This window comes from Clostridium coskatii, assembly GCF_001675205.1.
GTDB lineage: Bacteria > Bacillota > Clostridia > Clostridiales > Clostridiaceae > Clostridium_B > Clostridium_B ljungdahlii.
Window position 1 is genome coordinate 36,438 of sequence record NZ_LROR01000035.1, and the last position, 25,132, is coordinate 61,569.

Here is a 25,132-nt window from a genome sequence, read left to right on the forward strand (position 1 = left end):
ATTTGTTATTAAATTTTTAACTTTCCCACTTTAGGTAGGGCATTTAATATCCTTATTTCTCCACTGTGACATGCCTTAAATTGTCCTGTTAAGTCTTTTCCAGCATACAGACCAAAATGCGTCCCTCCACCCCATACAGGAGACAAACTCACATCATACACTATTCCATTTACAGCAACATACGCCGGAGAACCACCAGAACCATTATATTTCGAGAGTTCTTCCAAAGTAAATTGTTTTTCCTGTCTTACTATATCTTTGTTCATTGCATTCATTAGTCTTTCTAATTCACCTACTTGAATATTCATGAGATGTCTATAATTGCTTTTTATAAAAGGACATACAGCAAACATACTATTTCTTTTATAAAAAGTAATTTTTCTCCTAATTATCTGCAGCTTTTTCATTAAATAAAAATCCAACTATTTTTCCTCCTCTGCTCTATCATTCAATCTCAGGAAAATACTTTTCAATACATCTTTTGAAATAGCCTTAAGTTTATTCTGTAAATTATAGCTAAGTCCCAATTTAAAGCTTACACTAGCTACTTCAATTTCAATAATAAACCCAGTTAATGATTTGTAATAAACTCCTATCAAATCTATGAAACTATAGCTATGCTGGGTATAACATTTCTTTTTACACTTATAATCTTGTAAGCTGGCAACTGTTATCGTACCTGGAACTTTTCCATTATAAGAAGCATCTATTATAAATATAAAATCACCATCTTTTACTTGGGAAATGCAATATTCCACATCTGTTTCTCCAATTATAGATTCAATATGGTTATGTGCAAGTTCCTCTTCTATATTTTCCAGAACCTTAATTCCAATGCCGTCGTCTTCCATTAATATATTTCCTAAAGCAACAACTTTTGCTCTCATACTATAACCTGTACATCCACTGGTTCGCATTTATCACTTACAAGATGCGTTGCACAGGAAACACAAGGATCAAAGGATCTCATAATTCTCCCAACTTCTATAGGCTTTTTTATATTTTTTATTTTTGTTCCAACTAAAGATTTTTCTCCAATTCCAAGTGCACCTGATTGATTCCTTGGCCCCATATTCCACACTGTAGGAGTTATTATATTGTAATGCTTTATAAATTTATCTTCTATACTTACCCAGTGCCCCAAGGATCCTCTAGTTGTGTCAATTAATCCTGAGCCAAATGCTTTATCTGGGATTTCATATATTCTTTGCTCTGCTGGAATAAGCTTAATTCTATCTGCAAGTCCTTGCATAATTTTCAAAATCTTTTTTGTTTCAAGTACTCTGGCAACATTTCTGTCCATACAGGAACTTCCACCAGTATACTCACCTGAAAGTATCAATCTTGCCAGAGGTCCTACTTCCATAGAATAACCATCATAAGTTGGCGATTTTATAAAGCTGTAACCTGTTTCTTTAGATAAATTTATTTTTTCATCATCGCTTGTATACCAGGTATGGAGTATATTTTCTGTAATTTTATTACTATTGAAATTATACTTTTCTCCATTTATTAAGACAGAAGGTCCTACATAACTTATCTCAGGATCAGCATACTTGTCAAAAATTCCATAAGTCATAAAGTTTCCATAAGCTCTTCCCATTTTAAAATAATCAGCATAGTATTTTGAAATTATATTCATGTCCTCTAACATAACACTGCTTACAAATTTACTAATTTGAGAGATAATAGATTTAACTTTCGTGAGTTTATATGAATCTATATTTATGGTAACTCCTCCAACAAAAATTCCGTGATTATGGGGAGCTTTTCCTCCAAGGACAGCTAACCCTTCATGGGCTAACCTGCTGTACTTAATACTTTCAATATAATCTTTACTTATCTTTTTATTTAAGTTATCAGGCAATCTATAATCCTCATATTGATCTGAAGAAAGAGGATTTACATTGGGCATTTTCACATAACTTGGTATGGTCAAATTATAAAAATGTCTTATATGATTTTGTATAAATTCAAAACCATGTATTAAATTACGCATGTACGAATCATTTACACTAATTTTTATCTTCAAAGCATCTTCAAGAGCTGTAGCAGCTGCCACGGCATGAGCTGTTGAACATATTCCACAAATTCTTTCTGTAAAATATACTGCATCCAGCGGCTCTCTGTTCTTTAACATTTTTTCAAATCCTCTAAAAAGCAATCCACTAGTTTCAGCATCTACTATAATATTTTTTTCTACTTGCACTTTAGTTTCCAAAAAACCGCTTATTCTCGTAATTGGATCAATAGTAATTTTCTTTTTCATAGCACCCTCCTTACTAGTACCTTACAAATGGCTCCATACCATCTGGAAATCTAGAATTTGCACATCCTATACAGTTGGTATTGTCTTCAACAGGCCAGTTCACATATCCATTCCACTTTCTCCTAGGACAATCCGTCTTAGTTACAGGTCCCCTGCATCCAAGTTTAAACATACATCCATATTCTCCAAATTTTTTTGCAAAAATTCTGTTATCAAAAAATCCTCTTCTTGTACAACTATCATGAATGGTAATTCCATAAAAAAGAAGAGGTCTTCCCTCTTTATCCAATTGTGGTTTGCCAAAAGCAGCTAAATGTGCTAAAGTTCCAACTACCCAATCCGGATGACATGGACAGCCTGGAAGTCTTATGACCTCACGATTTAGTATTTCTTTAACACTTTTGCTTTCTGAAGGGTTTGGCCTGGCGGCAGAAATTCCACCATAGGATGCACAAGTTCCTACACATAGGACATACTTCGCTTTTTCTCCTGCCATTTTTACAGCTTCAAGTGCAGTAACAGGTTTTCCTTCATAATTGGCAACAATATTATAAAAACCGTTCTGGGCAGTAGATACTGCTCCATCTACTAGTAGTATAAATTCAGTATTCAATGTATCTAAGAATTGTTTAAAAGCGTACTCCCCTTCTGAAGTCATTAGAGTATTGTTGTATTTTAAATTAATGAGTTTTTCTAAAATATAATCGAGTCCAGGATTTTCACTATTTAAAAAAGAAATAATATTTCCTGAACATCCTGTTACTTCAAGCCATATAGCATTTAATTTTTTCGTCTTTCCCCTTTTAATTAAATCTATAGCTTCACTAGTAAAAGCCTTTGAACTGCGTTCCTTATCTACGATTAAAGGACATATAACCTTGTTTCGAGTATTCATTTACCTATCACACTGCCTTTTAATTTTCTATATTATTTATATAATTAAAAATCAATCAATATAACTTGTATTTATACAAAAAAAATAAAACTACCTTATTTTTTAAAGTAGTTTTATCTTTTAAATCATTCTAATATATTCTTAAATTTTTATCCGATGTCACCTACTGTAACACTCCCTCGCACACAGCGAAAGCGACTAAGGATTCATTGATATTTTATTTTTAATTATAGTCTATTTAGTTGATGTTATAATTCTAAGTAATTTATCTAATTCATTTGCTTGTAATTGTCCTGGTGCTGATGCTGCTTTAACTGAGCCAAAAGTAAGTGCTGAGCCAAAAGTTTCACCAGCTAAACGGCTTATAACTCCAAGAGATCCCATTGACATAGTAATAACTGGAGTTTGGTCATGATCACGTCTCATTTCATTAGTTGCACTTAAGAGCTCAAGTACATCATCAGGGGTTGAAGGCATAACTGCTATCTTAGGTATATCTGCTCCTAGTTGCTGCATCTTGCACAATCTAGATACTATTTCTTGTTTTGATGGAGTCTTATGGAAATCATGATTTGACATAATTACCTTTACTCCATTTTCATGCACTATATCAACAATTTCTTTTACTACTTTGCTATTACCAATAAATAATTCAACATCAATTAAATCTACATTCTTAGTCGCTACAATTGCCTTATTGAGTTCAACATAATATTCTAAAGTAATTTCTTTTTCTCCACCTTCTTTTGCAGTTCTAAAGGTTACCAAAAGTGGGATTTTTCCTAACATCCTTCTAATTTTACTCAAAACTTCTTCTATTTTTTCAATATTTTCTACATCTTTGTAGTAGTCAATTCTCCATTCAACGAGATCAAAATTAATTGTCTTTAAATACTTAATATCACTCATTAATTCTTCATCATTTCTTCCCATAAGAGGCACTGCAATTTTAGGAATTCCTTCCCCTAGTTTTATATCTCTAACTTCCACTACACTTTTCATTTTCCCAATCCTTCCACTTTTATATAGAGTTTTTAGGTTTAAATAGTTTTTACAAATTCTCTGTTTAGGATTATCAAAATATTTAACCAAGCTTGCAACTTACCAAAACATCCAAGATATAAGTTGTTTTGTTGTTTTGAAACTTTATATAAGTATTCTAACACACATTTTTGCGTTTACTTATAGTTTTTAGCAGATATTTACCTGTGCCCCTTCCTCAACATTTTTAAACATTCCAGTACTTCCTTCTATAACCATTTTAGTTTTTCCCTGGGGCATTATAATCTTCCCTGGTTTCAGGTCTTCTACTTTCTTTATCACTTTCATGTCCTCACTTATAAACAAAACGTCGATAGAAAATTTCATAAAGAATGTATGAATGCTGTTACAAGGCTTAATCAAAATTCCCTTATGATGTGGTTTTTTACGAAACATAAACCCTGAAAATCTTTTAACAAAACTATCTGCTATAAATATTTCAGCTATAACCTCTGATTCATATACTAAAGTCTTGACCACATTATCACCTCTTAGCAAATATAGTAATCATCCTTATAACGGCAGGGCCTAATATAATTATAAATATGGTAGGAAAAATAAAAAAAATTAATGGGAAAAGCATTTTAATAGGAGCCTTCATCGCCTTTTCTCTAGACACCTGTCTCCTATGTTCTCTCAAATTTGCAGATTCAATTCTGAGCACTTTGCTTAAACTTACTCCCAATTCATCTGCCTGAATTAACGAACTAATAAACATGGAAAGTTCCTTTACATCACAGCGTTCACTCATATTCTTAAGGGCTGCTTTTCGCTCTATTCCCATAGTAATTTCTTTAAGACTCTTTGCAAATTCGTCACAAAGTTCTCCACTTATATTACTTATAACTCTAGCTATAGCACCATCAAAGGATAAACCTGCCTCAACGCTAACTGTAATTAAATCTAAAGTATAAGGTAAGTCCTTTAAAATTTTGTTTTTTCTATTTTGAATTCTTCTTGATAGATAAAAATTAAAGAAGACATTAATAGTTATCACTACAAGTATTGTAAAAACAATAACTTTCATTATATTAAAATCAACCATTAGCACCAGTACTCCTAGAATTGTAGAAAAAATCAAGATAATCATGCTCTTTTTAAGCATCCATTTTTGAGCAGTGCTATTTTTTAAAATCCCTGCTCTTTCTAACTTTTTGTTAAGCATTACAATTTTTTGATGAGGCGTTATTCTAAGCAAAACCTTACTAAAGTTTTCATAAAAGGGCATTATCATTCTTTCTGAAAAAGTCTTATTCTCAATTTCTTCTTCTTTCAACTTATCCAGCTCATTAAGCTCTGTAAATCTCTTTTTAATTTTTATTTTGTCACTGTTTATAGCTGTTAGTATTCCATAGAAAAGAAAGAAAATTGATAAAAAGAAGATAAAAAATGCAAAATAAAGCATGTACCTCTCTCCTTTCTCACATATCTATATTAATAATTTTTCTTATTATTAATAATCCAAGAAACTCACTTAAGACAGCAGCCGCCACCATAATTAAGCCAATAGAAGTTGTAAATAGCAAAAGTATATACTCCTTGTTAAAAAGATAAATCGTTACTCCTAAAAAAATAGGTATAAGCATTAAAATAATGCCTGATAATCTTCCCTGAGCTGTCAGTGTTTTTAGCTCATTTTTTATCTTTTGTCTTTCCATTATAGTTTCCGATATATTATCAAGTACTTCAGATAAATTTCCTCCTATATCTTTCTGTATTAAAATAACATTCACTATAAGTCTGAGATCTTCTGATTCAACTCTACTAAGCAAATTTTTTAAAGCATCTTCTTCAGAAATCCCAAGACTCATCTCTTTGAGTAATTTCTTAAATTCCTTTGAAAAAGGATCACTGGTTTCTTCTGATACTACAGCTATAGCTTGTAAGAAAGAATATCCTGCTTTTAAGGAGTTTGAAATTATAGTTATACCCTCATTTAATTCACTGTCAAAGTGCTTTATTCTATCTTTTTTCCTCTTTCTTATTATAAATTGGGGAACGTTCCATATTAGAATGTAAATTAAAATGATAATAAAATAATTTTTAAAAACTGCAAATGCAAGAAAAGCAAAAGCAGAGGAAAATAGTATTTTTATAACTAGAAGTTCCTCTACAGTAATAGATAAATCTGCCTTCATAAGTTCAATCTCAAGCTTTTTATCTTTCTTTTTATTTAACCAGATCTTAGGAATTAAAGTTGATAGAGTTTTTAATATGCTTATCCTGTCCTTCTTATTATCTTTATACTTTTGGGAAATAGCATAATCTTCATCAAAATATTTAAGCTTACGAATAGGTTTATCTTTACTAAATAAGGCAATTAATACAGTGCTTATAAAAAGCCACACTATTAAAAATATCGCTGTTACTATAACATATATCATAAGCCCTCCTCCTTGATTTTGCTTTAGGCATTTGAAAGAAAATAAGAAGTTATCTCAAAATATCTGGTGGTACATTTATACCTTTCTCCTTAAGCTTCTGTACAAATTTGGGCATAATACCTGTAGAAACAAATTCTCCTCTTACTTTTCCCCTATTATCAACGCCCTTTTGCTCAAACTTAAATATATCCTGAAGTATAATTACATCCCCCTCCATGCCTTGAACCTCCGTTATATAAGTGATTTTTCTACTTCCATCCATGAGCCTTGATTGCTGAACTATTATATCAATAGCAGAAGCCACCTGATCTCTGATAGCCTTAATTGGAAGATTCATTCCCGACATAAGCACCATGGTTTCAATTCTAGATAGCATATCTCTTGGCGAATTAGCATGACCTGTTGTAAGAGATCCATCATGGCCAGTATTCATAGCTTGCAGCATATCCAAAGCTTCTCCAGAACGAACCTCACCTACAATAATTCTGTCAGGACGCATTCTTAAACTATTTCTAACTAAATCCCTTATAGTAATTTCCCCTTTTCCTTCTACATTTGCCGGTCTCGTCTCAAGCCTCACCACATGCTCCTGAGAAAGCTGAAGCTCTGCTGCATCCTCAATAGTCACTATGCGTTCATTCTCAGGTATAAATGATGAAAGAACATTTAACGTAGTAGTTTTACCACTTCCTGTACCACCTGAAACAACTATATTTAATCTTCCTTCTACACAATATTTTATAAGTTTTGCCATGCTTTGAGTCATTGTTCCAAAGCTAACCAAATCCTCTACTTTAAATGGATCTTCTGCAAATTTTCTAATAGTGATAGAGGGACCATCAATGGCTAAGGGAGATATTATAGCATTTACTCTAGAGCCATTAGGAAGCCTAGCATCTACCATAGGTGAACTTTCATCTATTCTCCTTCCAATTGGTGCTACAATTTTTTTTATAACATGAAGTACGTGATTATCATCTTTAAACTTGGCATCTGTAAGCACCAGCTTTCCGTTTTTTTCAATATATACATGCTCTGGACCATTAACCATAATTTCAGTAACGCTATTATCTGAAAGCAATCCTGTAATCGGACCAAATCCTATAATTTCATTTAACAGCTCTTCTTTTATTTTTTTCTTATGATTATTGGTCATATTTAGTGATTCCATTTCAATATGCTTGGTGACAATATAATCAATTTTTTGCTTTAGTTCCTGATTATGTTCAGAAATTTCATCAAAATCTATATCAAGTTCTTCGATTACCCTATTTTGAATTTTCATCTTCAATTCATAATAAGGATCTATTTCTTCCCTAACAGATTTATTGGCTTTTTTATCTACATTTATTTCTTCCAGTCTTTTCATAAGAGACATAGTAATTCCTCCTACTTAAGTCTTAAAAAAATAACAAGTCAAATATTCTTCCCATAGTGACTTGTTATTTCTTTCAAAATGCCTTAATCAAGCTCTTACACATTTCATCCAGTGCCTTTCCTACTTTTAATTTATAGTATTTGTCATCATGACATAAAGGAATCCCTTTATTTACTGAAGCAATAACAGTCTTTTCTTCATCTGGTATAAATGCAAAGACACCATCCTTAAAAGCCTCCTCCACTTCTTTTTTGTTTATTCCATACTTTACATTAAATCTATTTATAACAAGCTTAACTTTGTCTTTATCATATCCAACGGATTCCATAACTTTAAGACCCAATTTAGTATTCTTAAGAGCTATAATCTCCATAGTTGACACCATAAGTATTTTTTGTGCCATATCTAAAATATAAAGGGTACTATCATTAAAATTAATACCTGTGTCTACAACAATTACGTCGTATTCCTTTCTTACATCCTTCATTATTTTCTCAATAGTTTCTTTTGTTATATATTCCGCTGCTTCTGGTTTTTGAGGAGCAAAGAATATATCAAGATTATTATTATATTTATATAAATAAGGTTTTATATTTTCATAAGAATCTATTTGTCCATCCTCCACTGCATCTAGAATAGTCTTTTCATTATACTTATTAACCAACATGGATATATCCCCAAACTGCAAATCCATGTCCATAAGGAGTACTTTTTTATCGGATTCCTTACTTAAAACAATAGCTGTATTAACCGCTAAAACTGATTTTCCCACACCACCTTTAGAACTAAAGAAAGCTATAGTTTTTGCATCTTTCACTTTTTCTGCACTTCCTGTAAGCTTTACCTGTCGTTCCCTGCACTTTTCATAAGTTGTTGTTATAGTCTCAATTAAGGTGTTATAGTTAAAAGGTTTTATTATATATTCTTTAGCACCATGAAACATTGCCTTTTTTAAATACTCACTTTCAGCCTGAACAGACATAATGATTACCATTACAGAAGGGTACTCCATGGTTATTTTTTCAGTAGCTTCTAAGCCATTTAAAACAGGCATATTAATATCCATCAAAACCACATCAGGCTTTACCTTTGGTATAATTTTGAATACTTCTTCACCATTATCCGCTTCTCCTACAACTTCAATATTTTCTTTATCTAACTTCAATATTTTTTTTATTACATTTCTAGTTTCTTCAATATCATCTGCAATTAGCACTTTGATCTTATTCATTGTTTCATCCCCCTACTGCCCGAGTATTGGAATTTTAATTGTCTCCCCAGTTAATATTAAATTCTCATCCTGTATATTATTTGCTTCTTTTATAACCGTATATTTATTTTCATTTTCATAAAACTTCTTACTAATACTTTTTAAAGTTTCCCCAGGTTCCACTGTATAGCTTTTATAATTTTCACTACTTGTAATATTTAAATTATTTTCTTTATTGAAGGTCTTTTCATCAATATTAACAGACATATCTTCCCATGTAGTTCCATTTGTTTGTGTAGTTATTTCATCTTTTAATGGTCTAAGAGCTAGCTTGATGCTTCCTATACTTTGAGCAAGTACTACCTTTTCCAAATCTGATACTTTAACTGATAGGGTTACTAAAAAATTTGTTGGTGCTTTTCCATTATCACTGCTTTTATTACTATTACTTTCTTTATTGTCTCTGCTCATCTGTTTATCTACTGCTAATACCTGAATGTTCTGTAATACAATTTTTGCTTCATCTGGTCTAACTACTTTTATTCCATCTCTTTTTTCAGATGTATACACAATGATATCCACATAATCTTTTGGTTTTAACAATCCTGAAACTCCTGAATCACCTGTGACACTAATGGAAATTGCTCTATAATCATTATCTATTTTTAAGTTAAGTTCATCTCCACCTTTCTCCAAAAGTTTATCAATATGAAACCCTTCATTTTTTGAAATTGTTTCAGTTGTATATTTTCCAGCAATTTTTGAAGAATCCTTAATATAATTATCAAAAATAGGATTATAAGGCACCTGTATCTTTTTTATCATTTTCTTGTCTATAAGGGTTCCTGGAGATATTGTCTCAGCTGCTACTAAAATCATCGTTTTTTTATCCGCTTCACTTGACGATTTCAAAGATTGTAAATATGCAAAAGCAGCCACTGCAGCTATTAGTGCTAAAATAAAAGATATCAATATCAATTTTTGTCCTCTGCCTTTCATCACTATCCTCCTTCATCCCATATTAGTAATTCTATTTATTTTGATAATTTTGCACCATATAACCCTGTGTCATTTAAATTTGTATCAACCGGACAATTTAAAACAAATCTAACAAACCTTCCTTTAACTTCTATTTTCCCTGAATTATTAGTTACATTCTCTACATAAAACGCTGCAAATCCTACTACTAATACTGACTTTTGTCCACTTACAGCTAAAGAATCTACTAAGGGCATTATCCACAGCCTTATGGAATCTCTAGGAAAATTATCAAAAGTGCTGTGTTCAGAGTTGATATAATTTTTTATATCATTACAAGCTCCTGCCATATTACCCGGTTCAGTATCTATATAATCACCTACTGATATTGTTCTACTGTAACCATATAGTGCATTTGCTCTAAAAACACTTTCACCAGACCCACCAAGCGAAACTGCACCATAATTCCCTGAATATCCATCTCCTGCATCTTCTTTAAGTGTTACTAAGTCCCCATACGAAAATTTATATACTTCTACAGCAAAAGGCCTTATCCCACCTGTTACTGATTTTGCAGGTGCAACCACAGCCTTTGTCTTAGCCTTTATATTGCTGCTGTTTATTCCTATTATTTGAGCAAATAGGTGCTTTACATTTTTAACTTCTTCTATTTGAATGCTCTTATGATCTGCACCAACATTTATTAGAGCTAGACTTGGATCTACATTATTTTTTTGAAGATAATCTACAGCTGCAATCCTTGCCTTCATCTCATTATCAGGTAATTCAAGTGCAGCTGCTAAGGCCCCTGAGTCGATTGCATTTGTTAACTTTGTCTTTTCAATATAGATCATACCTATATCAAGTACGTAAGCAGTAAAGCCAAGCAATGCGGTAATGAGTAAACAGGAAATAATAGCAACATTTCCTCTATCATTTAACTTTCTCATTTATATCTCTCCTCACTCAACCCTCATAGTTGTCTGTCCATTTAATACTATTACATTATTAAAAAGACTGCTTATAATTGGAACAGTGAGATTATATTTATAAGTTACTTTTACAATAAGGCTATCTCCGGATCTTCTGCTACTTTCACTAGGAGTTATAGTTACTGTTAAATTCTTAGGATCTAAATTAGGAGAAGTAGTTACAATTAAATATTGAATTTCCTGATCAGTGCTGCCTATAATTCCTGCTCTTGCACCCTCTCTCGATGCATTTTCAATAGTAATGTAGGAATTTACCACCATTCCAAATTGAACTATTCCCATTACAATCAATAGAAGGATTGGAAGGATTATTGCAAATTCAACTAAAGCCTGTCCCTTTTCATTATTTAAGTTTTTCAATATAACCACTTCCTTTTGATTAGTTTTCAAAATACTCTAACCACCTTTTTGTGATTAGAGTATTTTGGAAAAACCTCAGCAGAACTTTTTCTATTTTATTGAAGGGCATTTATTATATCCTGAAATTTTGCAGAAATCGCTGGTCCAAGTAGTACCAATACGGCAATAACTACTATTGCTACAAGTCCTATTATTAGTGCATACTCAACCATACCTTGTCCTTTTTCTTCTTTTAACTTATTTAAGGCATATTCTTTAAATTTTTGCAGCATATTATTCATCCCCTTTAAATTTATTTTTCTATTGATTTTATTATAAATCTACCATTTTTAACTTGGCAGATTTCAAAAGTCACATATCATAGGTAAAAAAGTCAGAAAAAAATAGAGACCAAAGTCCCTATTTTTATATGATTAAGTTTCATATTTACTTCTATAATATTCATCAATATTATTTTCTATTGCAACAATTGCTGCGTGGACCCTATCGTCTACATTTATCTTCTTAAAAAGATTTGTAGCATAATTTTTAACTGTCTTTTCAGAAATATATAATTGTTTTCCAATTTCTTTGTTGCTATATCCTTTTGAAATTTTGCTAAGCACTTCAATTTCCCTTTTTGAGAGATTATCTAAAATATTAGATGCTTTCTTTGCCTTAATCTTTATGTCAGAAAAAAGCGTGGAAACCAAAGACTTATCAATGTATTTTTCACCCTTATATACTCTTCTAATTGCTTCTGCAATATCTGTTCCAGCTGAATCCTTAAGCATGTAGCCATCTGCTCCAATACTTATAGCCGTATTAAGGGTCTTTCTATCATCTTCAACAGTTAACATTATAACCTTAATTTTATTGTCCTTATCCTTTATGCTTTTAAGAACCTGAATACCATCCATAATAGGCATATGGCAATCCAATACAACAACATCTAACTCATGATATTTTAAAAATTCCAGAGCCTTCTCTCCATTTTCCGCCTCACATACAATATCCATATCACTTTCAAAACTTATAATTCTTTTTAAACCATGCCTTATTATATCATGATCATCAGCAATTAATATTCTAATCACCTTGTTCTTCATCCTTTATCACCTCTCGATTAATAGGAAGCTTAACAGTATAAGTTGTGCCTACTTTCTCAGAGGATTTAATTTCAATTTCTCCCTGAAGTTGCTTTACTCTATCTAAAATTCCAATAAGTCCATAGGAAGCTCCTTTGGTCTTTACCCTCTTTAAAGTCTCTTCTACATTAAAGCCAACACCATCATCATTTATTATTAACATTAAATACTTTGTACCAAAATCCATTCTTACCTTTGCATGCTTTGCTTTAGAATGTTTTCTGATATTATTAAATATTTCTTGAACAATTCTATATATTGCTACTTGAATAATAGGTTCTATTTCCATTTTAATTGGCTTCATTTTTATCTTTATATCAATATTTGACTCTTTGAAAATAGCATTTGCTGTTTGATCTATAGTTTGGCTTAAACCTAAATCATCCAAAGACATAGGTCTTAAGTCAAAAATAATACTTCGAACTTCTTTTAATGCCACCTTAACACTTTCCTTTAAATCTTCTAACTCCTTAAGTCCCTCTTCCAAATTCTTTTCAATAACCATCTTGCATATATCTACTTTCATAACTGCATTAGCCATATGTTGAGCTGGCCCATCATGAATATCCCTTGCAATTCTTTTTCTTTCACTTTCCTGAGCTTCTAAAATTTTTATACCAATAAACATCTCAGAATTCTTGTCTGATCCTTCTAAAGCAGAAAGAACATCCCCTTCTAAATAACCCATAGCTATACTTATTTGATTAATTATCCTTTCACCATTTTCAATATTATCCATTATCTTTTTTATGGTTATTTCCAGGCTATCTCTTTCTTTTCTCAATGACTTTTCTTCATTTATTTTCGTATAAAACTTAATTCTCATATCAGATGCTGCTTCATAAGCTTTCTTAATATCATCTTCAGTATACTTATTAAAGTTTGCAGATACATGAGCCAATCTTCTTCTAGCAGCCTTATCCTGTTCTTCCAATTCGTCAACTTCATCTATAACACTAGCAATGTCTTTTTTAACTTTATCTAGTTTAAGCTTTAAATCTTCGTGATCTTTTCTTATATAATCAACAATACTGAGTACTTGCCCTCTACTTGAACTTATCTCATCTATTACATTTTTGATTATTTTATTAATAGCGTTAACATCCAAGTTTATATTATTCATCATATTCTCCCTTCATTTAAAGTACAACCAAACCAAATTAAATTCACATGAAAACTAATAGTGAAATAAAACTTCCTAGTGATAAAAATGGACCAAAGGGAATATAATCTTTAGTTCCTTTTACTTTAAATAATATTAAAATAATTCCAACTATCGAAGATAGGACAAAGGCTAAAAAAATTGCCCACAAGGTTTTCTTTAATCCTAAAAAAGATCCAATAGCAAACATAAGCTTTATATCTCCACCACCCATAACATTAGGAACAAGGGATAATAAAAACATTGTTCCTCCTCCAAATATCATTCCAAGTATTGTATCTATAAATGAACTCCTAATGAAAAAAGGAAGCATTATTCCCATAATCAAAGTTATAATCACCATAAAATCAGGTATAATTCTATAGTTAAGATCAATAAAAGAAATTATAATTAAAATTAATATCATCACTATTGCCTTAGCAAGTATAATAGTAAAACCTAATCGTAAAAATGAAGCTTCAAAGCATAGACTACAAATAATAGGTATAAAAATACTCCCGGTTTTTTTATCATTTTTAATAATGTTGTATGAGATACTTTCTATTACAGTATTTAATAACATTCCTATAATGAAACCTATAGCAAAAATTAATATGTACATACTTCCCTCTTAAATAAAATTATTATTTTCTTTATTATTTGCATTGGAGGAAATATTATTATAAGTTATATTTTAACTTGAGTTTTTTGGAAAATTTAAGTTAACCTCTTTACAACTAATAATAAATATTATATAATTATTATTATAAAGGGAGATGATATAATATGGAAACTGATATAGATTTTAATTCCTTAATAACATCCATGGAAACCTGTTGTTTAGGGAAGGAAAACTGCGGAGGTAAGTGCGATACTTCCAATTGCATTATAGGATATTGTAAAAAAAATCTACTTGCTTGTCTTAAATCTAATGAACAATTTCTAGAAGATGAAATAGAAAACATTCCTTTATTTGATACAAAAGTTTTTGATGAATCCTCTGTAATAGATACTGTTGGCTTTATACTAAATCAATGTAAAAATTGTAATGCATATCATGATGAAGATTGCATAATAAATATTTTAAGAAGTGCCTGCGAAGTAATTTTATTTGGAAACCCAAAAGATTATAACGGCAGTGTGCTCCTATACTTAAATGATATAAAATTAGACAATTCAAAAGTAGCAGATAAAATACAGGAATCTTATTTATCTCATAAAAATATAACAAAAAATTAATTATTTAAAAAAAGGAAGGGTATTAATATGGAAGATGTAAAATTATCTTATGAAACAACTTTAGGAGATACTAAGGGAACTAATTTAGAAAGGTCTGTAAAACAAACTTTTAATGGCGAAACCAAGGAAGCAGGATTATATACTGCCATAGCACGCCAGGCCCAAAGGCAGGGATATGGCGATATTGCCGAAATACTAAAAGTTCTCGCAAAAGAAGAAGTAGAGCACGCTGCAACTTGTGCAGAATTGAACAATATGATAACAGATGATTGTTTTCAGGATATAAAACAAATGCTAGAAGGAGAAATTTTTGCAAACAATGCAAAACATGAGGATGCTCTAAAAGCCGAAGAACAAAAAATAGATGCAGCAAAAGAATTTTTCAATTCAGCTTCAAAAGATGAAGGACGTCATGCCCGAATACTGGAAGGAATATTAAAAAAATATAACAAATAGTATTAAATTAATAGTTAAGAATTAATAATTATGGATGATTTTCTTTAGCTTAGCTAAAGAAAATCTAAATTGCAGGTGCTTTAGAAAGTATAATTCAGCAGGTTGATATAGAATTTCTAAAAGATAAACGCAGCAAGATAGTCACTGTGGATATGCAGTGTCCAAGGTCAGAAGTTATAGAAAATATGAATCTTTAATAATAAGTTTAGGACCTCTTATCAAGGTCATCAAGCATTATGTTTGCAAGAAGCGGACTTTTACCGCCGAGTTATCACCCATACTGGACTCACAACAAAAGAAATACTGGAATAATGTAGTCCAGTATTTCTTTTATTCGTTTTGCTATTTAAAGAGCTTTTTCTTGTAATAGCCCTCAGCCAGGTATATAGCTGCAAGTGGGTTATGTCCTGTTACACGTTCCTTAAATGCAAGGACAGTTGCAGGTTTCTCCAGGTATTTAATCACCAGAGTATTGTGCCCCACACAAAGTCCAAGCAATATGTTAAACTCAATTTCCTACTCATTCATAAGAAGTGCCTGTCCTATGGGGTTGCACATGCTTTTCCTTGTACAGCCTGACACCGTTTCATCGTCCTTTATTCCCATAAAGCTCTTTGGAACATCGTCATTCTTACATATTATTGAAACCACCTCAAAGCCATTATGAGTCAATATCCTGTCAACCTCCTTGGCTTCTCTGTAAAAGACCAATACAGAATATAAGGCCTATTCCTTGTAGCCAGCCTTGTTCATGAACAGCATTATCTCCTCCATACGGGTAAGACGTCCATAGCTCTCTGCCTCTACAAGTGCAGCATTATAGGCTATTTTATGGTTCTCCTCATCCTTGTATAGCTTCTTTTGCTTTCCTCTGTATCTCCTCATTTTTGCTTGGACAGTCCTCCATGGTCTTCATCATATCATGTTTGCATACATGAATGGTACATTCTGCACACCTATACACAATACCTTCTCCTATACTGAAACAGATCCCACGAACCTCTGTATTCTTGGGTTGCTGCTATTAAATATCTCCTCGGAGGTTCCCTCCTGAACAATAAATCCATTCTCCATAAACACTATACGGTCTGACACCTCTCTGGCAAACCTCATCTCATGGGTTACAATTAAAAGCGTCATTGTATGTGTTGAGGCCAAGGATCTTATAACCTCCAGCACCTCATTTACCAGCTCCGGATCAAGGGAGGAAGTAGGCTCATCAAACAACATAACCTCAGGTTTTACTGCCATGGCACGTCCTATTCCTACACGCTGCTGCTGTCCTCCTGACATATGTGACGGATACACATCCCTTTTATCTTTAAGCCCCACAGATGTCAGAATCTCCATAGCCTTAGCCTTTGCTTCCTTTACATTCATACCCTGGCATTTTATCATTGGCTCCATTATATTCTGAAGGGCAGTTTTGTTCTTAAACAGATTATAGTTCTGGAATACCATTGCGGTCTTCCTTCTTAAGGCATAAACCTCCTTATGCTTATGATGCCCGCTACTAAGAGTCACGTCTCCTATAGTAATAGTACCATCTGTAGGCTTTTCAAGGTAGTTGATGCACCGCAGCAGTGTAGATTTTCCTGTTCCAGAAGGTCCAATAATAGTTACTACTTGTCCTTTTTCAACAGTTAAATCGATTCCCTTTAATACCTCTAGAGAATCAAATCTTTTCTTTAAACCTTCAATCTTTAACATAATATTACCTCATTTTTCTATTCTGTTAATATGCTTTATTCATGTGCCTCTCCAGCCTGGACTGCAGATAGGATATGAAAGAAAGTATTATCCAGTATATAATCAGTACTGCCATATATCCCTCCAGATAACGGAAGGATACATTAGCCTCATTTTTGCAATAAGCTATCATGTCCTTCAGACCCACAATAAAGCAAAGAGAGGTAGATTTGAATAGATTTGCAAAGCTGTTCACCATACCTGGTATAGCCACTCTTACTGCCTGTGGAATAATAATACGATATACAGTCTGCCAAGAGCTAAGCCCTATAGATATGCCAGCCTCAAACTGACCCTTATCGACTGATGTTATAGCTCCTCTTATATCCTCACTCATATAGGCTGCAAAGCTCAAAGAAAGCACTATTATTGTCGCCCAGAAGCTGGGCATATTCTTTACTAGTTTTGATACCTGTGCAATACCATAATAAAAAACAAACAGCTGTGCAATAAATGGAGTACTCCTAAAAAAGGATACGAACACATTGGAAAACTGCTTAAGCACAGGTATGTTATAATAGCGGAAGGCCGCAATTACAAAGCCTAGTATAACCGAAAAGAACAGTGATGCTCCTGCCACCTCAACAGTTATAGGCAGTCCCCTGAGAATAATGGGAAACATAGAAAAAAAATATTCAATATTAAAGTCCATGACATGTCTCCTTAATTGAAAAGCTATATTACAGCAGGTGTCTCTCAAATGGAGGCACCTGACAAATATGCTTATTTATTCTTATTGTAGTAATCCTTTGCAGCATCAGTCTGCATAACATCATATTTGAACCACTTCTCACACAATTTTTTGTGGGTTCCATCTTTAATCATGTCATTTAAGGCTCCGTTTACCAGTTTGAGCAACTTAGCACCACGTTCCGTACGTGCAAATGGGTAACCATTTACCTCAGTATAGATAGGATGCGCTATATCAACAGCCTTCAAATTCCAGTTAGGGTTTTTTTCTATCAGGTAAGGTATCAGCAGATATGCATAAGGCATTGCATCTACACGTCCAGACACAACCTCCTGTGGAATTGTAGAAAAGGATTCATATGTAGTTTTCTTTACCTTGTTGTTAGGATCAAGTTTAGTGATAAACTCATTCATTGCACTTCCATCAGCAAGACCTATAGTCTTTCCTGCCATGTCCTTCCAGCTAGTTATGTTGGTGTTATCGCCTTTTACCATAAGGCAGTAAGGGCTGAAGAAGTATGGGGTTGTAAAGTCATATTTCTCCTTACGGGCAGGTGTTATACTTATCTGTTTTGCTACCGTATCCACATGCCCTGTTCCCAAATCTCCAAAGGCGGAAGCTACATCCTCCTGTACGAATTTTACCTTGTAGCCTATACGTTTAGCAATTTCATTCCACATGTCTATCTCAAAGCCTGACCAAGTCTTTGATGATTCATTATACACTGTAAAACCAAGATAATCTCCAGAGGTAGCAACATTAATAGTCTTGTCCTCCTTTTTATTTTCTGATGAGGTATTTTTTTCCCCTGTGTTGCCACATCCAGCTAACATTGCTATCATGGTTACAGCACAAAGAAGTAATGTAACAATTTTTTTCATAAGATGCCTCCATTTCATTAATTTAATAATTCCCAATATTCTCCCTAATAAATAATATTTTATATATAATAAATTAAAATGTAAAATAGTAATTTCGAATTTGTCCAGCATGAACTATAATCAAATTCTATAAATTGCATTATTGACTTCTATAAGCTATTGTACATATAATTAAGCATGCTTATATAGAAAATGAGACAATGAACAGGGAAATAGTATTTGTAGATCGTAGGAATACAGACTAGAATAAGTGGGATAATCTAGAGGCAACGTTTGGAGAAGCGAATCTCCACGCCATGTGGATAGCAGATATGGACTTTAAGGTTTCCAGCTGCATAACAAAGGCCTTAGAGAAATATCTGGAGTTGGGAGTGTTTGGATACTATAAAGTTCCAGTCTCCTATCAGAAAGTCTTTATGGAATGGGAGCAAAAATATTATAATTATAAGTTAAAGCAGGAGTGGTTGCATTTTGCCCCAGGAATAGTGCCTGCCATAAACTGGTTTATACAAATTATGACAAGACCACAGGATAGCATAATGGTACAGGCTCCGATTTATTATCATCTTTTTATGGTCGCTGTAAAAAACAATGGGAGAAAGCTTGTGTGCAACGATCTGGTAAACACAAACGGGTATACACCATAGATTTTAATAAATTTGAAAAAGAAATTACAGACAATAACGTACAGCTTTTCATTCTCTGTTCTCCTCACAACCCATCAGGCCGTGTATGAAAAAGAGCTGAGCTAAGCAAATGGAGACCGATTCGAAGGAGAGTGTTTTGGAACCCATGTACGAATAAACCTATCCACCTCTAGGGCTTTAGTCGAAAAAGCAGTGGATAATATAATAAAGCAGCTTGCATAAGAGTATGGGCTTGTCTCCTTAATGATTTCATAATCGTTGGGCGAGAGCTCTTTATTTTCTAAAATTTGAGTTAATTTAAGAACTCTAAAGTCCATAAAAATCAAGCCTTTATAAAGTATTAGCCAAGCTATCAACCCAGATGTAATTTAAAATATGGATAAATATCAATAATTTACAGCTTCAAATTTTATAAGAATATATCATCTTTAAAAGGATAAAAAAAAGAACCCCGAGGGGTTCACAAAAAGGTGATATTATGGTAAAACGAAACAGTAAAAAAATCAATAGGTTTTGGCTTGGCAATGTTAGGGAAAAAATTGCAGGTGCTTTAGAAAGTGTAATTCAACAGGTTGATATAGAATTCCCAAAAGATAAAAGCAGGTGGTTGTCCCAATACAAATATAGGAAGAGAAAAATGTAGAAATTATACTAACATTTTTTATGGAAATCTACTTCTTCATTGGCACTAATGTCCATGTTAGTTACGTAAAAATCATGCTCATATTCGTCATACTCAAACATTTTTTCTTGAATTACTTTTTGCTCAACTTTTTTCTTTCTTGTTATTATAAAATTTCATCCTTGATTCCATGCAGCTGGTTTAATAATTCTAGAAGCTATCTCTTTTATCATTTCTGCCGTTCCATTTGAAGTATATGTATTACCAAATCTTTAAAATCTTGTTACAAAGCATTTGATATCGGAACAAAAGGACATCAAAGTATTATAGCATTTATTGCCATATTTCTTGGGGTGCATCCTTTCATAACTCCTTCTTGATTACCTTCAACATTTTCTAAAGTACTATCTATATCAATAGTAATTGTTTTTAACTTGCTTGCTTTTAATATTTTTTGAAAATCGAAAAATTTATGTTTCTTAACATTTGCACTCCAATTTTAATTCTATCAAGTTAAATTAAGTCGTTAGATCCTTTGGCTTTCTCGGCAGCTTCAGTTAAAATATTAGAGATACTTCCTGCAGATATATGAATATCAAATATATTTTCAAGATGTGCTTGAATATCTTCAATGCTTCCATTGCATTCAACATCACAATTTACTATAATTCTTCTAATTGTTTTTTTATCTATATTAATTGATGCGTAATTATCTTTATTTATAGCATTATAATAATGTATGGTATGTTCAACCTCCTTTAAAACTTTTAGTTTTATTTAGAGGTTGAGCTTTTTTTATGTTTTTTCTACTATGAAATCCATTGGGTATTTGTTAGATAATAGATTTCATAGTAGAACTAATTTGTTTGAAGTTAATGTAAAATTACTTTTCTTCTTCAATTGGTTAATTTTCTGTTTTTTCATCCATATTATTATAAATAAAAATGTCCATCATATTTGAACTACGCCCTTAATCTAGTTTATATTTGTCTTATAGCTCCTCTTTTTAAAGCTACATTTATTATATTAAATAAAATTGCTCCTGCTATGGTATTTATAACTGCAGCAGGTAAAACTACAGATAAGAACAATGCTGTAAAACTTGTCTTTAATCCTACTGTAAGCAATACTACCATTAAGAATGTGGAACCACTTATAATTGTACCTACAGCAGTAACTAATAAAATAGTTATTTGATTGTTTATCCTATCTCTAAGAGGTTTTATAAGCACAAACATTATGTTTATAGTTACAAATTTGTCTATTACATTTGCAAATTGCCCCCCAGGGAAAGTAGTAGTTGCAGCTGCAAGAATACCTGCTACAATACCTGCACAGAGACAAGTTTTATATTCTTTGTTAAACATAAGTATTATAAAAAGCATTGCAAGAGAAAGATCAGGTTTCATTCCAAGTATAAGTGGTGGTGCAATCTGATGCAGCACTGCACCTATAGCAAGTAGTATAGAATTTATAATCATCTTTTTTAAGTTCATATTTACACTCTCCTTAAATCTAAATTTGAATATTCCCTATAATCTGAATATTCTTTAAATTAAAAATACAACTGATATTATTACAATTATCTATAAATAAATTTTTCCTACTTTTCTTTCACAACATAGCATACACCACCTATACTTCTTTCTAACAAACTTTATTTTTTAATAAAATAAAAAAACTCCATCCTAAAAACTAGGACGGAGATATCCGCGGTACCACCTAAATTATACTTTAAAAAGTATCTCTTTTTCAGACACTAACATGTCCTATCCATTATAACGTATGGAATACGTTAACCACTACTCTTCGCTCTGCGAATTTCAATTTACTCCTCTTAGGTCCATTCACAACACACAATAGTATTGAGATCCCACCATTCTCAACTCTCTGTAACTTTAATAATATTGCTACTATTCCTCGTCAAAGGATTTATTTTTAAATTAAGTATATGTTATCACTTATTCTTCTTCATGTCAATAAGTATTTTCACTTTTATTTAGCACCATAAGCTGAGTTAGCATTTTCATTAAATATTTGTCTGTAACAATAGTTTATTATATCACTTCTTTTTATGATCCCTATAAATATGTCCTTATCATCTATTACAGGTACAAAATTTTGATTTACCGCAAGTGATACCAAGTCTTCCATGTTAGAATTAATTTTCACTGGTTTATTATGCATACGCCTAGAAATTTGTTTCAACAATACTTTACTGGTATTTTTAAAATTCAAATCTGGAGTATTTTTTAGTTTCCACAACAAATCACCTTCTGTCAGAGTTCCCACATACTTACCGCAGCTATCAATTAGTGGAATTGCTGTATATCTATGCCTTTCCATTCTTTCCAGTGCCTGTCTCATAGTTGAATTTGGAGTTTCACAAACAACTTCCTCTTTAGGTGTTAGAAAAAATGCTATATTCATATGTCCTTCTACTCCTTAATACTTTTATTTTAAATATACTATTTAAATTTGAAATTACACAATCCTAGAATTAAAGAACTTAGTTACAAGGTCAATTATTAATCTTAAGAAGAAATAATAATTGACCCTCACAATACTACCTTGAACATTCAGCCTCTACTTGAAGCAACTTTTTAAGTACTTCCTCTATATCATCTTCTAATTTTTCATCAATTTCAACATTATCGTTCTTTACAGCTTCTATAGTAAGTTTTAGCCCCTTAGTTATATTACTTATTTCCTCCAACGTTAACAGCATAAGTATATTCTCTTTCATGTTAATAACCCCCTTATCTAACTTAATCTTTTTTAGAAAGCGACTTACATCCATTATCCCTTTTAATATATTTCGTAAAACTTAAGTTAATATAAAGCGTTTATCGAGAGATAATTTTTATTAAAAAATCTATATTTATAATAAATGACAAGTTTTTATACTTACTCACTTATCTCTAGATATTTAACAGTATGAAACATCTATTTCAAAAGGCTGTGTTATTAAAAGTTTCCTATAAAATCATAATATTCTTGAAGCATGTATTCTGTGTATTTCTTTTTTCCCATTAATCTATATATAACATCAAAACTTCTGTATCCTTCTTTATATAATTTATATTCTTTTAGAAGTTTTTTTAACATTCCTTTATTTATTTGTAGGAGATTGACTAATTCATCCAACGTATAAAACTCTTTGTAAAGCAACTTTTCAAGCTTTTGCTGCATTTCCACTTTATACAACAAGTCCAATTTTCTATTCTTGTGAGGTCCACTCTTTCCTCTATGATGTTCTGAACAAAGATATTTAAAGTTCAAAGGGAAATCCACTCCTCCCTGAGATCTATAAACTATATGATGCTTATCCGCTGGTTTACCACATATTTGGCATTTTAACAATTTATTCCCTCCTAATTATATTATAGTGGATTTTTATTATATTTTATATTATTATTATAGCACAGGTTTTATCGTATTACACTTATAAAAAATTATAAAAATGTTATAAGTTTCATATAAAAAGTGTATATTATCTACCTATAAAAATCAAACTATTACTATAGATAATTTACCAATTAACATAGAATTTAATAGGGAGCCATCTTTTTATGCGAAATATTTTTTACTCGATTTTTGTAATAAATGCCATATTGTCCATAGCTGTTATAATGTTGGAAAGAAAAAATCCCGAAAAAACAATTGCATGGCTGTTAATTTTTATAGTTATGCCTCCTTTTGGTTTAATAGCTTACATATTTTTGGGACGAAATTGGAAAAAGCATAAACTTAACAATGAAACAAATGTAAATATAAAAGAATTAATATCTGAAGCTATTAAAAATATAAAAGATACTACTTATGCCCCTTTAATAGAACTTCTTTCTAAAAACAGTGAATCGCCATTATTTACAAACAATTCTATAAAGATCTTCAAAAGCGGAGTTGAAAAATTCAAATATCTTAAAAGGGAATTGCTAAATGCAAAACATCATATTCATATGGAATATTACATAATAAAAAGTGATGAAATTGGAAATGAAATAAAAGATATATTGATAAAAAAATGTTTAAGTGGTGTAGACGTACGTCTCATACTGGATAGAGTAGGTTGTATAGGCCTTGATAAAAAGTATATAAGTGATTTGAAAAGTGCTGGAGTTAACGTGGTCCAATATTCTTACTTTCTAGCACCAATTTTGAAGTACATAAACACCCAGATAAACTATAGAAATCACAGAAAAATAGTAGTTATTGATGGAAAAGTAGGTTTTGTAGGTGGAATAAATATAGGAAATGAATATATAGGAAAGAGTAAATACGGGTATTGGAGAGATACTCATATAATGGTAAAAGGTGATTTTGTTTTGGGACTTCAGGCAGTCTTCGTAGATGACTTTGTTACAATAAAATCTGCTAACAAAGAATATTTCTTTTATGACGGAAACTTCAAGGAAATTTTTCCTGAAATTTCATCAGGCAGAAACAGCAATAAAATAATGCAGCTTGTAAAGAGTGGTCCAGATTCTGAATTTCCTGCTATTGAACAAGCCATTTTAAAGATGATTAGCATGGCAAAGGATCATATTTACATTACAACTCCTTACTTCATACCTACTGAAAGTATATTAAATGCACTTAAAATAGCCTCTTTAAGCGGTATAGACGTACGTATACTATTTCCTGGAAGATATGATCATATATTAGTGTACTATGCTTCAAGAACCTATCTAGCAGATTTAGCTAAAAGTGATGTTAAGGTTTATTTCTATAACAAAAATTGTTTCATTCACTCTAAAACCACATCTATAGATGGTAAAATATGTACCATAGGTACTGCTAATATGGATATAAGAAGCTATCAATTAAATTATGAAATAAATGCAATGATATATGATGAGGATACCACAATGGAACTTGAAGATTTGTTTTTTCATGATCTTAAAAACAGTAAGATAGCTAGTTCTAAATACTTTGATAATTTATCTCTTTTTACTAAATCTTTTGAAGCTTTTTGCAAAATATTTTCTTCATTGTTATAGCCTAAAATTTAAAAACATATATACTCATCAAAAGGGCTGATACACTAATTAATTAGCGTAACAAAGCCC

30 protein-coding genes, 2 pseudogenes and 1 other annotated feature are annotated in these 25,132 nt (G+C 31.7%); of the genes and pseudogenes, 5 read left to right on the forward strand and 27 right to left on the reverse strand.

What is annotated here, in order from left to right; translation table 11 throughout:
- Positions 1 to 8: 8 nt before the first annotated feature.
- The 17 genes from CLCOS_RS05450 to CLCOS_RS05530 form a co-directional block, all read right to left on the reverse strand.
- Positions 9 to 422, reverse strand: a complete 414-nt coding sequence (locus tag CLCOS_RS05450) for a cytochrome b5 domain-containing protein (RefSeq protein WP_242866897.1) — start codon at positions 420 to 422, stop codon at positions 9 to 11.
- Positions 423 to 887: a hydrogenase maturation protease gene (locus CLCOS_RS05455; protein ID WP_082853513.1), complete on the reverse strand. Its 465-nt coding sequence runs from the start codon at positions 885 to 887 to the stop codon at positions 423 to 425.
- Positions 884 to 2,269, reverse strand: a complete 1,386-nt coding sequence (locus tag CLCOS_RS05460) for a nickel-dependent hydrogenase large subunit (protein WP_063600655.1) — start codon at positions 2,267 to 2,269, stop codon at positions 884 to 886. The genes CLCOS_RS05455 and CLCOS_RS05460 overlap by 4 nt, the downstream gene beginning before the upstream one ends.
- A 13-nt stretch (positions 2,270 to 2,282) precedes the next feature.
- Entirely contained in the window at positions 2,283 to 3,164 is an 882-nt protein-coding gene (locus tag CLCOS_RS05465; RefSeq protein WP_063600656.1) for a hydrogenase small subunit, read from the reverse strand.
- 234 nt (positions 3,165 to 3,398) lie between these two features.
- Entirely contained in the window at positions 3,399 to 4,166 is a 768-nt protein-coding gene (aroD, locus tag CLCOS_RS05470; RefSeq protein ID WP_063600657.1) for a type I 3-dehydroquinate dehydratase, read from the reverse strand.
- 189 nt (positions 4,167 to 4,355) lie between these two features.
- The gene (locus CLCOS_RS05475; protein ID WP_242866898.1) at positions 4,356 to 4,685 is read right to left on the reverse strand and encodes a DUF192 domain-containing protein; all 330 of its coding nucleotides are present in this window, start codon (positions 4,683 to 4,685) and stop codon (positions 4,356 to 4,358) included.
- Positions 4,686 to 4,689: 4 nt separating this feature from the next.
- The gene (locus CLCOS_RS05480; RefSeq protein WP_063600659.1) at positions 4,690 to 5,610 is read right to left on the reverse strand and encodes a type II secretion system F family protein; all 921 of its coding nucleotides are present in this window, start codon (positions 5,608 to 5,610) and stop codon (positions 4,690 to 4,692) included.
- Between the two features lie 16 nt (positions 5,611 to 5,626).
- Positions 5,627 to 6,589, reverse strand: coding sequence for a type II secretion system F family protein (locus CLCOS_RS05485; protein ID WP_063600660.1), 963 nt, complete (start codon positions 6,587 to 6,589; stop codon positions 5,627 to 5,629).
- A gap of 49 nt (positions 6,590 to 6,638) precedes the next feature.
- The gene (locus tag CLCOS_RS05490; protein WP_013239519.1) at positions 6,639 to 7,967 is read right to left on the reverse strand and encodes a CpaF family protein; all 1,329 of its coding nucleotides are present in this window, start codon (positions 7,965 to 7,967) and stop codon (positions 6,639 to 6,641) included.
- Between the two features lie 73 nt (positions 7,968 to 8,040).
- Positions 8,041 to 9,198: a response regulator gene (locus CLCOS_RS05495; protein WP_063600661.1), complete on the reverse strand. Its 1,158-nt coding sequence runs from the start codon at positions 9,196 to 9,198 to the stop codon at positions 8,041 to 8,043.
- A 12-nt stretch (positions 9,199 to 9,210) separates the two neighbouring features.
- On the reverse strand, positions 9,211 to 10,176 hold the full coding sequence (cpaB, locus tag CLCOS_RS05500; protein ID WP_063600662.1) for a Flp pilus assembly protein CpaB: 966 nt from the start codon (positions 10,174 to 10,176) through the stop codon (positions 9,211 to 9,213).
- A 35-nt stretch (positions 10,177 to 10,211) separates the two neighbouring features.
- A complete protein-coding gene (locus tag CLCOS_RS05505; RefSeq protein ID WP_063600663.1) occupies positions 10,212 to 11,105 on the reverse strand; it encodes a pilus assembly protein TadG-related protein in 894 nt (297 codons plus the stop codon).
- 12 nt (positions 11,106 to 11,117) lie between these two features.
- Positions 11,118 to 11,537, reverse strand: coding sequence for a TadE/TadG family type IV pilus assembly protein (locus tag CLCOS_RS05510; protein WP_082853514.1), 420 nt, complete (start codon positions 11,535 to 11,537; stop codon positions 11,118 to 11,120).
- Positions 11,538 to 11,602: 65 nt separating this feature from the next.
- The gene (locus CLCOS_RS05515; RefSeq protein ID WP_063600664.1) at positions 11,603 to 11,779 is read right to left on the reverse strand and encodes a Flp family type IVb pilin; all 177 of its coding nucleotides are present in this window, start codon (positions 11,777 to 11,779) and stop codon (positions 11,603 to 11,605) included.
- A gap of 141 nt (positions 11,780 to 11,920) precedes the next feature.
- The gene (locus CLCOS_RS05520) at positions 11,921 to 12,595 is read right to left on the reverse strand and encodes a response regulator (protein ID WP_063600665.1); all 675 of its coding nucleotides are present in this window, start codon (positions 12,593 to 12,595) and stop codon (positions 11,921 to 11,923) included.
- Entirely contained in the window at positions 12,576 to 13,757 is a 1,182-nt protein-coding gene (locus tag CLCOS_RS05525) for a sensor histidine kinase (RefSeq protein WP_192847888.1), read from the reverse strand. Before CLCOS_RS05525 ends, CLCOS_RS05520 begins: the two co-directional genes overlap by 20 nt.
- 43 nt (positions 13,758 to 13,800) lie before the next feature.
- The gene (locus tag CLCOS_RS05530) at positions 13,801 to 14,397 is read right to left on the reverse strand and encodes a prepilin peptidase (protein ID WP_192847889.1); all 597 of its coding nucleotides are present in this window, start codon (positions 14,395 to 14,397) and stop codon (positions 13,801 to 13,803) included.
- A gap of 164 nt (positions 14,398 to 14,561) precedes the next feature.
- On the opposite strand from CLCOS_RS05530, the gene CLCOS_RS05535 reads away from it, so the two are divergent.
- Both CLCOS_RS05535 and CLCOS_RS05540 read left to right on the forward strand, forming a co-directional pair.
- Positions 14,562 to 15,014 carry a hypothetical protein gene (locus CLCOS_RS05535; protein WP_063600666.1) on the forward strand — a complete coding sequence of 151 codons (453 nt, stop codon included), beginning with the start codon at positions 14,562 to 14,564 and terminating at the stop codon, positions 15,012 to 15,014.
- A 27-nt stretch (positions 15,015 to 15,041) separates the two neighbouring features.
- Entirely contained in the window at positions 15,042 to 15,470 is a 429-nt protein-coding gene (locus CLCOS_RS05540) for a ferritin family protein (RefSeq protein ID WP_063600667.1), read from the forward strand.
- A gap of 342 nt (positions 15,471 to 15,812) precedes the next feature.
- Here the strand turns inward: CLCOS_RS05540 and CLCOS_RS05545 are convergent.
- The 5 genes and pseudogenes from CLCOS_RS05545 to CLCOS_RS05560 form a co-directional block, all read right to left on the reverse strand.
- A pseudogene (locus CLCOS_RS05545) lies at positions 15,813 to 16,355 on the reverse strand (DUF1847 domain-containing protein).
- A complete protein-coding gene (locus tag CLCOS_RS22950) occupies positions 16,312 to 16,434 on the reverse strand; it encodes a hypothetical protein (RefSeq protein WP_275507161.1) in 123 nt (40 codons plus the stop codon). Before CLCOS_RS22950 ends, CLCOS_RS05545 begins: the two are co-directional and overlap by 44 nt.
- A gap of 11 nt (positions 16,435 to 16,445) precedes the next feature.
- On the reverse strand, positions 16,446 to 17,180 hold the full coding sequence (locus tag CLCOS_RS05550) for an amino acid ABC transporter ATP-binding protein (protein WP_063600668.1): 735 nt from the start codon (positions 17,178 to 17,180) through the stop codon (positions 16,446 to 16,448).
- A gap of 25 nt (positions 17,181 to 17,205) precedes the next feature.
- The gene (locus tag CLCOS_RS05555) at positions 17,206 to 17,871 is read right to left on the reverse strand and encodes an amino acid ABC transporter permease (protein ID WP_063600669.1); all 666 of its coding nucleotides are present in this window, start codon (positions 17,869 to 17,871) and stop codon (positions 17,206 to 17,208) included.
- A 71-nt stretch (positions 17,872 to 17,942) separates the two neighbouring features.
- Positions 17,943 to 18,791 carry a transporter substrate-binding domain-containing protein gene (locus CLCOS_RS05560; protein WP_242872327.1) on the reverse strand — a complete coding sequence of 283 codons (849 nt, stop codon included), beginning with the start codon at positions 18,789 to 18,791 and terminating at the stop codon, positions 17,943 to 17,945.
- Positions 18,792 to 19,102: 311 nt separating this feature from the next.
- Here CLCOS_RS05560 and CLCOS_RS05565 point away from each other — a divergent pair, with 311 nt between their 5' ends.
- Complete coding sequence (locus CLCOS_RS05565) at positions 19,103 to 19,438, forward strand: hypothetical protein (RefSeq protein ID WP_153042910.1); 336 nt, start codon at positions 19,103 to 19,105, stop codon at positions 19,436 to 19,438.
- Positions 19,439 to 19,916: 478 nt separating this feature from the next.
- Positions 19,917 to 20,081, forward strand: a complete 165-nt coding sequence (locus CLCOS_RS22320) for a hypothetical protein (RefSeq protein WP_156496369.1) — start codon at positions 19,917 to 19,919, stop codon at positions 20,079 to 20,081.
- Between the two features lie 185 nt (positions 20,082 to 20,266).
- Here the strand turns inward: CLCOS_RS22320 and CLCOS_RS22760 are convergent.
- From CLCOS_RS22760 to CLCOS_RS05585, 5 genes and pseudogenes are all read right to left on the reverse strand, one after another.
- Positions 20,267 to 20,549: pseudogene (locus tag CLCOS_RS22760) on the reverse strand (IS1380 family transposase); the annotation flags it as partial.
- Between the two features lie 491 nt (positions 20,550 to 21,040).
- Positions 21,041 to 21,556, reverse strand: a complete 516-nt coding sequence (locus CLCOS_RS05570) for a tryptophan transporter (RefSeq protein ID WP_063600671.1) — start codon at positions 21,554 to 21,556, stop codon at positions 21,041 to 21,043.
- Between the two features lie 197 nt (positions 21,557 to 21,753).
- Positions 21,754 to 21,996: a binding site (T-box leader), on the reverse strand.
- A 59-nt stretch (positions 21,997 to 22,055) separates the two neighbouring features.
- Positions 22,056 to 22,490: a CBS domain-containing protein gene (locus CLCOS_RS05575; RefSeq protein ID WP_063554015.1), complete on the reverse strand. Its 435-nt coding sequence runs from the start codon at positions 22,488 to 22,490 to the stop codon at positions 22,056 to 22,058.
- 136 nt (positions 22,491 to 22,626) lie between these two features.
- On the reverse strand, positions 22,627 to 22,806 hold the full coding sequence (locus CLCOS_RS05580) for a hypothetical protein (RefSeq protein ID WP_013239540.1): 180 nt from the start codon (positions 22,804 to 22,806) through the stop codon (positions 22,627 to 22,629).
- 221 nt (positions 22,807 to 23,027) lie between these two features.
- Positions 23,028 to 23,423: an HNH endonuclease gene (locus tag CLCOS_RS05585; RefSeq protein WP_013239541.1), complete on the reverse strand. Its 396-nt coding sequence runs from the start codon at positions 23,421 to 23,423 to the stop codon at positions 23,028 to 23,030.
- Between the two features lie 209 nt (positions 23,424 to 23,632).
- Here CLCOS_RS05585 and cls point away from each other — a divergent pair, with 209 nt between their 5' ends.
- Positions 23,633 to 25,063: a cardiolipin synthase gene (cls, locus tag CLCOS_RS05590; RefSeq protein WP_013239542.1), complete on the forward strand. Its 1,431-nt coding sequence runs from the start codon at positions 23,633 to 23,635 to the stop codon at positions 25,061 to 25,063.
- Positions 25,064 to 25,132: the final 69 nt, after the last annotated feature.